The organism is Polaribacter sp. Z014 (assembly GCF_023555435.1).
Lineage (GTDB): Bacteria > Bacteroidota > Bacteroidia > Flavobacteriales > Flavobacteriaceae > Polaribacter.
Genome location: NZ_JALCZP010000013.1, coordinates 58,292 through 71,488, shown reverse-complemented (window position 1 = coordinate 71,488; position 13,197 = coordinate 58,292). Strand labels below are relative to the sequence as shown.

Sequence of the window (13,197 nt, the reverse complement as noted above, 5' to 3'; positions counted from 1 at the left end):
TGATACGCTATTATAATTTTAAAAACTAGATGTAACACTATTTTTGTAGGTAAATATTTTACCTATGACTTTTATAAAAAACACATTTTTATTTTCAATTTTAATCGTATCAGTAATCTGTTCTGCACAAGAAAAAGTAGATCTAAATAAGATTACATCAGGAGCGGAAGATAGAGCGTACTCTATTAAATTAATGCAAAAAATTGTAGACCCAGTATTATTTGCAATTAATAAAGAGACTTTAGATAAAGACTTGCCACGTAAACCATGGGAAAAAACAAGAAAAGCAGATATTAGATTAACAACTATACAGGCATTTGGGCGTTCTTTATCAGGTTTGTCACCTTGGTTATCTTTAGGGGAAGATAATTCTGATGAAGGAAAACTAAGAAAAAAGTATATAAAGATGGCTAGAACGGGGCTTATAAATGCTACAGACCCTAGTTCTCCAGATTTTATGTTTTCAGATGAAACAAAAACCTATGAGCGCATTGTGCATAACGCATATTTTGCATACCCTTTATTAATTGCTCCTAAACAATTATGGGACCCTCTAACTAAAAAACAGCAAGAGAATGTTATTTCAGCATTAAAAACACATAGAGAATTTAAACCTTTTAATAATAATTGGTTGCTTTTTGCGTCTGTTATAGAAGCTACCATTTGGAAACTAACAGGAGCGTGTGATTATGAAAAAATTAAAGTAGGGGTAGATAAACATATGGACTGGTATTTGGGCGATGGTGTATATGGTGATGGCCCTCAATTTCATTGGGATTACTACAATAGTTTTGTTATTCAACCTTTATTATTAGAAACATTAAAAGTTTGTAAAGAAAAAAATGATTCTTTACAAGAGTTCTATTCTATTGCAATGGGAAGAGCGAAGAGATATGCAGAAATTCAAGAACACTTAATATCTCCAGAAGGCACTTATCCAGTTATAGGAAGATCTTCAGTATATCGTATTGCATCTTTTCAGCATTTAGGATATATAGCCTACCAGAAAGAATTGCCTAAAATATTAAAACCGGGATCTACTAGAGCGGCTTTAATGGCAGTTACAAAACGTTTAATGGATGCGCCAGGAACTTTTGATAAAGAAGGTTGGTTAAACATTGGTGTAGTAGGAGAACAAATTAGTGCTGCAGATGTTTATTCTTATACGGGAGCATTGTATATGTGTACTATGGGATTAACGCAGTTAGGTTTACCTGCAGATGATCCTTTTTGGACGGATAAGGCAAGTAAGTGGTTTCAGCAAAGAGTTTGGAGTGGAGAACAAATTAATAGTCAGCACGAGTATTATGGTAAATAATAAAATAAAAAATCTCAGATCATGTTTTGATCTGAGGTTTTAAAACTTACAAAACTTACACAGATTTTAGGATATTGACTCTAGTTTAAATCTTATTTATAGCAAAAAAACTGTAAGTAAGTTTTTTTTATCTGGAGTAATCTATTTTTATTTTTTAGAAATGTTTCTAAATTAAAAAGGGATTCTATTTTTTTACACCTTATCTATTTGTTTAAAAAAAATCTTTTTTAATTTCCTTCTAACCCCTTGTATTTATTGGTTTTGTTACAAAATTACTAGTATTTGATACTTATATATAAGCAAAGTTGAGTGTCTAATTATATTTTTGAGTAAATATTTTTTTTATGTCAACTAATAATTAAAAACAGAAATATGTGAACAATTAATTAAACCAAATTAATTAATCAAACAACAATAATTATAATAATTCAAAACTAATTTCATGAAAAAACAAAAATTAATTTTTCTCTTTTTTCTTTTATATCAAATAACAGTATTTGCTCAGCAAAATATTACTGTAAAAGGTATTGTAAAAGAAGCAGAAACAGGAACGCCAATTATTGGGGCAAATGTAATAGAGAAAGGAACGGTAAATGGTGTGTTAACAAATTTTGATGGTGAATTTACTATAAAAGTTAAGAGTAACTCTCAGTTAGAGTTTAGTTTGTTAGGATTTATAACTAAATTAATTAACGTAAATGGAAATTCTAAAATTAATACTTCTTTAGAATTTGAAGTGTCAGAATTAGATGAGGTCGTAGTAGTTGGTTATGGTACTCAAAAAAAATCAGATTTAACAGGTTCTGTAACAAGAGCAAAGGTGGAGAACTTTGAGAACCAACCGAATACAAGTATTGTACAGTCGTTACAAGGCGCTGTAACAGGACTGAATGTTGGTACTGTTACTGGAGCGGGTGGAGAACCATCAATATCTATTCGTGGTAGAAATTCATTGTCTGGAAGTACATCTCCTTTAATTGTTTTAGATGGTGTAATATATAGAGGTAGTTTAATCGATATTAGTCCTTCTGATGTTGCATCAGTAGATGTGTTGAGGGATGCTAGTTCTAAAGCTATTTATGGTTCTCAAGCAGCAAATGGGGTTATAATTGTAACTACAAAAACTGGGCGTAAAGCTCAAAAACCGACGTACAATTTTTCAACCTATTATGCCGTTTCTTCTCCTTTAAAAAGATTACATCCTTTAGATAGAGATGGTTATATCCAAAAAGCATCGGACGTTTCTTGGGAACAAGCTTATAATTCTCCGGATTATACAACTCCAAATCCAACGTTTGACCCTAAAACAACTTGGTCTGGTTTTGACCAAATTATACAAGGATATGAAGATGGTACAAATACAGATTGGTTAGATTTAGTAACTCAAACTCCTTTTGTACAAAATACAAATATAAGTATGACTGGGAGTACAGGTGAAACGGGGTACTTTTTATCTGCCGGATTAACAGAAGAAGATGGTTGGGCTAAAAATGATACCTATGAAAGAATCAATGTAAGAGCTAATTTTGATACAAAAGTAACAGATTGGTTAAAAATAGGAATGCAGACTTTTGTGTCTAGCGGAGATTACTCTGGTGCAGCAGCAAATATTAGAAATGCTATAATTGTATCACCATTAACAAAACCTTATAATGAAGACGGTACATTAAATTACTACCCTCAAGGGAATGATATAAATCCATTAGCTTCTTTAGAGGTAGATAATTTTGATAAAAGACTTAACCTTTTTGGTAACTTCTCTGCAACAATAGATGTTCCTTATGTTAGTGGATTAACATATAAAGTTAATTATTCTACAAATTATAGAACACAAAGAGCGTATGAATTTAATCCAAATGGATTAAACTTTACAGGTTCAGCATCAAAATCTAATTCTATGACTCAAGATCAAACTTTAGATAATGTTTTAACCTATATAAAGAAATTTAATAAACATGATTTAAATGTAACGCTGTTATATGGTTCTGAAGAAAGGGATGGAGAAGCAACAAATGCCGCTGCTTCAGGATTTATTAATCCGGCCTTAGGGTACAATAGTTTAGAGTCTGGCGATATAGAAAATCAAAGAGTTAGTTCTAGTGCTTGGGATGAAAGAAGTCTTTATCAAATGGGAAGGTTTAAATACAAATTTAATAATAGATATTTAGCAACATTTACAGTTCGGAGAGATGGTTTCTCTGGTTTTGGAACAAATAAAAAATTTGGAACATTTCCATCAGTAGCTTTAGGTTGGGTAGCAAGTAAAGAAAAATTTATAATTGATAATTTACCTTGGGTAGACAATTTAAAATTAAGAGGGTCATACGGTTCTAGTGGTAATAGAACATTGGGTAGGTATGGTACGTTGGCTACTGTTAGTGGTAGTTTTCAATACGTTTTTGGAGACGGAGGTTCTCCTGCATATGGTCAGCGAATTACTTCTTTAGCTAATAATGATTTAGGATGGGAAACAACAACAGGTCTTAACTTAGGAGTAGATTTTGGTTTTGCTAATAATAGAATTAATGGTTATGTAGAATATTACAATAGTAGAACAGAAGATTTATTATTTAATATAAATATACCTAGTATCACAGGGTTTAGCTCTGTAAGAAGTAATATAGGAGAAATCTCTAACCGTGGTTTAGAAATAAATTTAAACACAGTTAATATTAAAAGTGATAATTTTGAATGGAATAGTTCTTTTGTGTTTTCTACAAACGATAATAAAGTAGTGTCTATATTGGGTAGAGATGATGATGGAGATGGAAAAGAAGACGATTTAATTTCTAACGGAATTTTCATAGGAGAATCTATAGGTACAATTTATGATTATGTTGTTGATGATAAAAAATACCAAATAGGAGATACAAATATCCCTAGTGGTTATACAGCAGGAAATTATATACTTAAAGATTTAGATGGAGATGGAAAAATAACAGCTGGTGGAGATCGTAAAATTATTGGTCATACAGAGCCAGCTTACCGTTTTAGTCTTTATAATGAGTTTAAGTACAAGAACTTTACGTTAAGTGCTTTTATAAATTCTGTTCAAGGAGGTAAAGATGGATACTTGGGCAACAATACGCCTAAAAAATCAGAATTTGGATGGCAAGCACATACAATTGCAACTTTTAATACAGTAAAAGAATTAGATTATTGGACACCAACTAACCCTAACGGAGAATCATCAGGGTTAAATTATTTAGATCCTATAGATCCAAATTTATATAGAGATAGAAGTTTTGTTAGATTACAAGATGTTAGTTTGGCTTATAATCTGCCTAAAGAAATAATTGAAAAACTTTCTATAACTAATTTAAAACTTTTTATTTCTGGTAAAAACTTACATACATGGACAGACTGGAAAGGTGTAGACCCAGAAGCAGGAATAGGATTTCAAACAGGAGCTTACCCTGTAATGAGAAGCTATACAGTAGGATTAAACTTAACTTTTTAAAACTTTATCAAGATGAACATATTAAAATACCTATTAATTTTAGGTTTCTTCATTTCATTTAGCTCATGTAGTGATGATTTATTAGAAGAAACTCCAAAAGATTTTTTAAGTCCGAATAACTCGTATAATAAACCTCAAGATATTAATTCAGCATTAAACCATCAATATAACAGAATAAGAAGTTATAATGGCGGTAAATATTGGGATTATTCATACTTACATTATGGTACAGATTTAGCTCAGTATTCTAGATCTAAAACAGCCTATTTGGGAGATTATAATTCTACTTTACTACCAACATCTGGTATTGTTTCTACTTATTGGAGTAATTATTATGGAATGATTTTTAATTCTAATGTAATCTTAAGTAGAATTGAAGGTATAGAATATCAATCTGAAACCGAGAAAGCAATACATATTGCAGAAGCTAAATTTTTTAGAGGATATGCTTATAGATGTTTAGTGCATTTATATGGAGGTGTACCATTAGTAGAAGAAGAAATAACGTCTCCTAAAAGAGATTTTAAAAGAGCTACAAAGCAAGAAACATTAGCCTTTGCAATTAAAGATTTAGAAGATGCTGCTGCTGTATTACCAACCGTAGTAAATGTTTCATCGGGAGGTAAAGCAAGTAATGCAGCTGCCAACCATCTTTTAGCAGAGTTGTATTTAGCGCTTGGAGATCCAGACAAAGCAATTATAGCTTCTAGTGCAGTTATAAATGATCCTAATATAGCATTAATGACTTCTCGTTTTGGTAGCAGATCTAAAGAAGATGGAGATCCTTATTGGGATTTACATCAGGCAGGAAATCAAAATAGAAATAGTGGTAACACCGAGGGGATTTTTGTAATACAGGTAGACAATACTACTGCCGGTGGTGGTGCAGAAGATAATTATAACTATAATAATAGTAATGCACTTAGTTTTGAGCGTAATTACGGACCTATTTATTTTCAAATTAAAACTCCCGAACCAGAAGGAATAAATATTTGTTTTGGACCAACTACGCAACAAGGAGGTAGACCCGTAGCCTTTGTTACACCTACAGGGTACCTTACTCAAACAATTTGGAAAAATGGAAATTGGGATATTGATCAAAGAAATAATGAAAGAAACATACAAAGAGATTGGACAGTAGATAATCCGAAGTCTAGTTGGTTTGGGAAAAAAACGAGTGATTTTCCTCAATCTTGGAAAGATGGTTTAACAGAGCAAGATACGATGATGTTTTATACCCCATATATAACAAAAGTTACAACTAAAAACGATCACCCAGATTTTATTAAAGCAAATGTAGAAACAGGAGAAGTTAATAGTTTAGCAGGAATTACATATCATGATTGGTATTTAATGAGAGTTGCAGAAACATATTTATTAAGAGCAGAAGCATATTTAGCTAAGGGTAATACAGATTTAGCAGCTAATGACATTAACATGGTTAGAGAAAGATCTAATGCGCTACCAGTAAAATCATCAGAAGTAAATATAGATTATATTTTAGACGAAAGGTTAAGGGAATTAAATTATGAAGAACCAAGAAGAATGACGTTGAGTAGATTAGGTTTATTAGTTGAAAGAACTAGAAAATTTAACCCGTATTCAGGAGTTACTATTCAAGATTATAATAATTTATTTCCTATTCCTTTTTCAGAGATAGAGAGAAATACGTTAGAGGTTTTAGAACAAAACCCAGGTTATACTAATTAATAAAATTTAGTTATTCACCTCACCTATTTTAATGCGTTAAATAGGTGAGGTTTTAATAACATTAATTTCCTTATATGAAAAAAATAATACTATTATCCTGCTTATTAATAGGTTTTAATTTAGTTGCTCAAAAAGATTTAAATAAAGTAAAGAGTCAAGTAATCAAAGATGCTATTCAAAACCTAGATAAAACATTTGTTTATGAACATCTTATTGGTTTAGATAATGATTATAAAGTAGCTAAGAACTCATTAAATTCTATAAATAAAGATGGGAGTTGGCCGGGTATAAATTATGAAGACCTGTCTCATACTGGTTTTGATCATAAAAATCATGTCAGAAATATACTAGTAATGGCTTATTATTATAATAATAAAGAGTCTGATTTATATAAAAATAAAGGTCTTAAAGCTGCAATTAATAGTGGATTAAAATATTGGTGTACTAATAATTATATGGCTGCTAATTGGTGGTATAATATTGTGCTGGTACCTACGGCATTTGTAAATATCTTTTTAATAATGGAAGAAGATATAGATTCTGATATATTAAAAAGTGCTCAGCCAATTATAAAAAGAGCCAATAAAAATATTGTATGGGCAAGGCAAAGTGGAGACCGAGTAAAAATATGTAGTATAGAGGCAAAAAACTATCTGCTAATTGGAGATGAAGAAAATTTTGAAAGCACGTTACAAGTAATAGAAGATCAAATAAAATTAAATACAGGAAAAAGAGGTATCCAAAACGACTTTAGTTTTCACCATAGAGTACATAGAGAAAACAATACAGCTACTTATGGTAAAGAATTTGCTAATGTCTTGGTAGAATGGGCTTGTTATACAAACAATACCAAATATGCTTTTTCTAATGAAAAAATTAAACTTTTAGTGGATTATTATTTAGACGGAGTTGTAAAACAAACAGCTTTTGGAAAATATGAAGAAACAGGAGTTAAAAACAGAGAAATTACAAGGTTTCAGGATTTTAAAGGATACAGTAGTTTTCCTGTAGAACAAATGTTAGAATTTTCAGATTATAGAAGATCAGAATTAAAAGAAATAATAGATTTAAGAAAAAATAGAATAAAGAGTCCTACAATTTCATTTAGTAAGTTTTTTTGGCAGTCGGAGCTGTTTGTTTTCCAAAGGCCAAAGTATTTTTCTACCGTAAGAATGTATTCTATTAGAAATAGAAATATTGAATTAGCACATAATAGTGAAGGTATATTTAATCATCATAGAGCAGATGGTAGTAACCATTTAACAGTTACAGGAGAAGAGTATTTTAATATATGGCCTGCTTATGATTGGCAAAAGATACCAGGGACAACAGTACTTCAAAAAAAGAAATTGCCAAATCAACATCAAATACAAAAAGATGGTTTAACAGATTTTGTTGGTGCTACTACAGATGGTTTATATGGAGTGGTAGGGATGAATTTTATTAGCCCTCATGACAATATAAGAGCAAAAAAATCATGGTTCTTTTTTGATGATGAATATGTTTGTATGGGAGCTGGTATAGCTTCAAACGATTTTAATAATTCTATAGCTACAACTATAGAGCAAAATTTATTAAAAGGAAATGTGTATATATCGCAAAAAGGTAAAGAAACAGTTTTAGAAAACGGAAATCATATTTTGGAAAATATAGACTGGGTATATACAAATAATACCGGTTATATTTTTCCTAAAGCTACTACGGTTAAATTAAGTAACAGAATAGAATCTGGTAGTTGGTTTTCTATAAATAAACAAAGTAGTTCTTCAAAAAATATAGAAAACATAGAGGTGTTTAAATTATGGCTAGATCATGGCAAAAGACCCCAAGGAGAAAACTTATGGCTGTATCCAGGGAAAATGGATACTAAGGATGTAACCTACCAATACATTGTAGTTCCAAATGCTAAAAAAGAAAATTTAGAAAAGAAAAAAGGTATAGAAATTTTAGTGAATACATCTAAAGTACAAGCCGTAAAACATAATGACCTAGAAATAGTACAGGCTGTATTTTATCAATCTGAAAAAATAAAAATAGCTAAAAATACTTGGTTAACAATGGACTCTCCTGGAATTGTAATTTTACACATGCAAGCAGGTAAAGTTAAAAAAATAGCAATTTCAGATCCAACAAGAAAAATAGGAAAATTGCATTTAGATATTACTGGCTTAGATCATTTAGCAGTTACATTACCCAGTAAAGATAAAGCAGGTTCATCCGTAATAATTGATATAGAACAAAATAAATAGGTGTTTAATACTTAAATAGATATAATTTCATGAAAAATAGACTAAAAATTATAGTTGGTACTATACTATTCTTAGGAACATTGAGCTCCTTAGAAGCCCAAATAAAAACAGTAAAAACCAAAACGTATAAAACCGAAGCACAAAATAGTGAAGCATATAAATCAATGGCTTTTAATGGTGCTTGGTGTTGGTTTTCAGATCCAAGAGCAGTTTATTATGAGGGTAAATACAAACGTACTTATGGTGGTTGGGTAGATAATTATGGAAATATTACTATTGGGTATTATGATCATGACACTCACAATATAGAAACTAAAATTTTAAAATATGAACATGAGATAGATGATCATGATAATCCTTCTATTTTATTTGATGACGAAGGAAAATTGTTGGTATTTTTTACAAGACATGGATATGGAACATCACGTTCTCCGCATCCTATGTTTTTAATAAAATCAAAGAACCCAGAAGATATTAAAGTATGGGAAAAAGAACAGCATTTGTTTTTAAATGATGATAAAGAAAAGGAGGCCAAAAATGCCTCTATGAATCATGATTACAGCAACCCTATCAGGTTAAAATCTGAAAACGGACGCATATTTCTTTTTTGGAGAGGTATAGACGGTAAACCTGGTTATTCTTTTAGCGATGATACAGGAAATACTTGGGCTAAAGGTAAGGTTTTATACAAACCAGATCCAATTTATAGTTTTAGAAGACCATATACAAAAGTATATTCTAACGGAGATAGTAAAATTCATTTTGTATTTACTGATGGGCATCCTAGAAATGAAAAAAATAATAATATCTACTACACCTATTATGAAGACGGAACTTTTTATAAAGCAAACGGTACTAAAATTAAAGACCTGTCGGATTTACCGTTGTATCCAAACGAGTTAGATCTAGTTTATAATGCTAAAGAAGAAAAAGCAAAAGCATGGAATTGGGATGTTGCTGAAGATGAAAAAGGGAATCCAGTTCTTATGTATGCAACTTTTCCAACAGACAGCACGCATTATTATAATTATGCAAAATGGACTGGTAAGAAATGGTTAAATAATGTCCTTGTGAATTCAGGAAATTGGTTTATGAATACCAAGAAAGGTACTAAAGAAGCAGAGCAAAATTATTCAGGAGGAATGAATATTGATCATGAAAACCCTAATGAAGTTTATTTATCAGTTAAAAGAGATTCCTTTTTTGAAATAGAGAAATGGGTAACAAAGAATGATGGTAAATCATGGAAAATATATCCAGTAACCAAAAATTCTACAAAAAATAATATAAGACCATTTGCTGTTAGAGGAGCTAAAAAAGGAAATCCATTACAAGTTATGTGGATGCAGAATACAAATTATATAAACTACAGTCATGCTTCTTGGACAGGATTGTCTTTTGAGGAACGTTTTCAGAGTTCAATAAAACTAAATATTGAATCTCCTAAAATTTCAGATCCTTTAAATCCAGATCAAATACTAGATGTAATGAGACAAACTGCAGATTGGCAATTTGCAAATCCTTATAATTTAAAACGAATTTTAGAATGGCATTGGGCAACATATTTTATAGGATTACAAAGTTTGTATGATATAACAAAAGAAGAGCGTTATAAAGAAGAAATGATAAATGTTGGTAAACATGCTAATTGGCAGTTAGATCCTAAGATTTTATATGCAGATAATTTGGCTATTTCGGCTAATTGGGCTTGGTTGTATAATTTAGAGAAAGACCCAAAAATGATAGAAAATGCTAAATATGCTTTAGATATACATTTGGCTACTCGTAGGGCTTATAGAGCAGACGTTACTTTTGCAGGCAATCCTTATTTTGATGAATGGTGGACTTGGTGCGATGCCTTATTTATGGCGCCACCAGCATTTGCTCAAATGTATAAAAGTACAAACGAAAAAAAGTATTTAGACTATATGGATAGAATGTTCTGGAAAACGGCAGATTATTTGTATTTTAAAGAGGATTCTCTAATGTTTAGAGATGATCGTTATTTTGTTGATACAGCAAAAAATGATAAAAAGGTATTTTGGAGTAGAGGTAATGGATGGGTTGTTGCAGGTTTGGCAAGAATTCTAAACGTAATGCCAAAAGATTATCCTAATAGAGTTAAATATGAAACAATGTTTAAAGAGATAACATCTAAGCTATTAGAATTACAAGGTAAAGATGGTTTATGGACCGTTAGTTTGTTAGATCCAAGTTTCTTAAATAAAGGAGAAACTAGTGGTAGTTCATTCTTTGTATATGCTTTAGCATATGGTTTAAATAATGGTTTAGTAGATAAGAAGTATACAGCTCAAGTAGAAAAAGGATGGATTGCGCTATGTAACAATGTAAACAATAATGGTAGGCTTGGTAATGTGCAGCCAGAAGGGATAGATCCTAAACCATTTACAGCAAAAAACTGGCATGTTTATGCTACAGGAGGTTTTTTACTAGCAGGAAAAGAAATGTATAAAATGGAATCAAAAAAATAATGAATATAGAATTAAAAATAATTTAAACCCTTGCATTTATGAAATATATACTTTTTTTAGTTTTCCTATTTAATTTACCGTCTTTATGTAATGCACAAAAGAATCAAATTTTACTTGATAACTATTATAATAATGAAGTAAAAGGTAAAACAGAACAATCATATCACTATTTATGGGATGATGAAAAATCAACCGGTTTTTCAGAATTTGGTAAATTATTTCGTGAGGAAGGATTTACGCTGTCTTCATTAAAATTAAAGCCAAATAAACAAAATTTAAAAGATGCCAAGGTGTACATCATTGTTGATCCAGATAATAATCAAGAAGCTATAAAACCTAATTTTATGGATGCAAAAACGGCTATTATAATAGCTGATTGGGTTAAATATGGTGGTACACTTTTGATTTTAGCAAATGATTTTAATAATTGTGATTTGGATAGTTTGAATTTATTGGCAACTAAGTTTGATTTAAAATTTAATAAGGATGCACTTTATCAGGAAAAACCAAAACTGGGAAAATTTAGAAATTTTGATAGTTGTAGTTTTGTAAATCTACCTGACAATCAATTTTTTAAAGGAGTTGGTAAGATTTTTATTAAAGGATTAAGTTCTATTTCTTGTAAGAATGCCGCAACACCAGTTTTAAAAGATAAAGAAAACATTATAATTGCTCAAGCAACTTATGGTAAAGGAAAAGTTGTTGCAATTGGAGATCCTTGGCTCTATAATGAATATATTGGTCATTATAGTCTACCAACCGAATTTAACAACCAACAGGCTGCTCGGAATTTAGTAGAGGTATTAACAACAAAATGATTCTGAAACTAAATATGAAAGTAAATTTAAAGAATACCCTAATAGTTTCAGTTGTTTTTTTCTTTTCGGTAGTTTTACATGCACAGACAGATTGGAAGCAAATTAAAACCTCGAAGGATTTGGTCGAGAATTATCCTGCGATAGTAAAAAAGATGTTCGATCAATTCAATCTTGATTATTTGGGTCTAGAAAAAGTAAAAGATTCGTATCAAAAAGGGAATTTAGTGGAAGCTTGTAATCAGTTGCTTAACTATTATAAAACGAGTAATACTGGACGCGAGTTGAGAAGAATACAACCCGAAAAAACAGAAGAAATTGATGTTTCTGTAGATACTATTTTACAGAACATTTTTACCGTACAAAATGTAAAAGGACAAGTACCGTGGGGGTTAGATGGACATAGAGATTGGTATTACACAGGTCCTAATAATGATAAAGAATGGGCTTGGCTTTCCAACAGGCATAAGCAATTAGATAGTGTTTTTGAGGCGTATAATAAAACGGGAAATTCTAAGTACCTAAATTATTTAGACTTGTTTTTAAGAGATTTTATAATTAAAAGTCAACCTTATCCAGCTAAACTAAGTGGAGGAGCAATATGGAGAGGTTTGGAAGTTTGCTTCAGAAGTAAGGTATGGACACGTATTTTTTATGGATTGATTAATAATAACCAAATCTCTCCTGCAACATAGCTATTAATGTTAAGTAGTTTACCAGATCATGCCGATTACAACCGAAATTATCATAAGAAGCAAGGTAATTGGTTAACAATGGAATTATCCGGATTGGCTGAAGTTGCGGCAAAATTTCCAGAATACAAAAAGTCTAATGAGTGGATAAATTATGCTATATTGAAAATGACAGAAAGCATAAAAGATCAAGTATACTCAGATGGGGTTCAAAATGAACTAACAGCTCATTACCATTATGTAACCTGGATGAATTTTGAAGAATTTAAAACAACTTGTGAATTAGCAGGTAAAAAGCTTCCGGTATTATTTACGCAAACCCTAGAGAAAATGTGTGATTATATTGCGAAGTCAATGCGACCAGATGGTTTTGGACCATTGAACAATGACAGTGATTTAGATTATAACAGAGATGTAATTTTAAAGGCAGCCCAGACTTATAGCCGTCCAGATTGGGAATA

General features: G+C 30.8%; 6 protein-coding genes and 1 pseudogene. All 7 read left to right on the top strand.

What is annotated here, in order from left to right:
- Positions 1-64 precede the first annotated feature (64 nt).
- Complete coding sequence (locus tag MPF19_RS13765; RefSeq protein ID WP_249988670.1) at positions 65-1,318, top strand: DUF2264 domain-containing protein; 1,254 nt, start codon at positions 65-67, stop codon at positions 1,316-1,318.
- 442 nt (positions 1,319-1,760) lie between these two features.
- A complete protein-coding gene (locus MPF19_RS13760) occupies positions 1,761-4,778 on the top strand; it encodes a SusC/RagA family TonB-linked outer membrane protein (RefSeq protein WP_249988669.1) in 3,018 nt (1,005 codons plus the stop codon).
- 12 nt (positions 4,779-4,790) lie between these two features.
- Complete coding sequence (locus MPF19_RS13755) at positions 4,791-6,488, top strand: RagB/SusD family nutrient uptake outer membrane protein (RefSeq protein ID WP_249988668.1); 1,698 nt, start codon at positions 4,791-4,793, stop codon at positions 6,486-6,488.
- Between the two features lie 74 nt (positions 6,489-6,562).
- Positions 6,563-8,737 (top strand): polysaccharide lyase family 8 super-sandwich domain-containing protein, encoded by a 2,175-nt coding sequence (locus MPF19_RS13750; protein WP_249988667.1) that lies wholly within the window; start codon positions 6,563-6,565, stop codon positions 8,735-8,737.
- 29 nt (positions 8,738-8,766) lie between these two features.
- Complete coding sequence (locus tag MPF19_RS13745; protein WP_249988666.1) at positions 8,767-11,229, top strand: glycoside hydrolase family 88 protein; 2,463 nt, start codon at positions 8,767-8,769, stop codon at positions 11,227-11,229.
- 38 nt (positions 11,230-11,267) lie between these two features.
- On the top strand, positions 11,268-12,047 hold the full coding sequence (locus tag MPF19_RS13740) for a DUF4350 domain-containing protein (protein ID WP_249988665.1): 780 nt from the start codon (positions 11,268-11,270) through the stop codon (positions 12,045-12,047).
- Positions 12,044-13,159, top strand: a pseudogene (locus MPF19_RS13735) (heparinase II/III family protein); the annotation flags it as partial. The gene MPF19_RS13740 and the pseudogene MPF19_RS13735, both read left to right, overlap by 4 nt.
- Positions 13,160-13,197: the final 38 nt, after the last annotated feature.

Excerpts from the sequence above, each read along its gene's own strand:
- MPF19_RS13740 (WP_249988665.1), top strand. The coding sequence starts at position 11,268 with ATGAAATATATACTTTTTTTAGTTTTCCTATTTAATTTACCGTCTTTA.
- MPF19_RS13755 (WP_249988668.1), top strand. The coding sequence starts at position 4,791 with ATGAACATATTAAAATACCTATTAATTTTAGGTTTCTTCATTTCATTT.
- MPF19_RS13745 (WP_249988666.1), top strand. The coding sequence starts at position 8,767 with ATGAAAAATAGACTAAAAATTATAGTTGGTACTATACTATTCTTAGGA.
- MPF19_RS13750 (WP_249988667.1), top strand. The coding sequence starts at position 6,563 with ATGAAAAAAATAATACTATTATCCTGCTTATTAATAGGTTTTAATTTA.
- MPF19_RS13765 (WP_249988670.1), top strand. The coding sequence starts at position 65 with ATGACTTTTATAAAAAACACATTTTTATTTTCAATTTTAATCGTATCA.
- MPF19_RS13760 (WP_249988669.1), top strand. The coding sequence starts at position 1,761 with ATGAAAAAACAAAAATTAATTTTTCTCTTTTTTCTTTTATATCAAATA.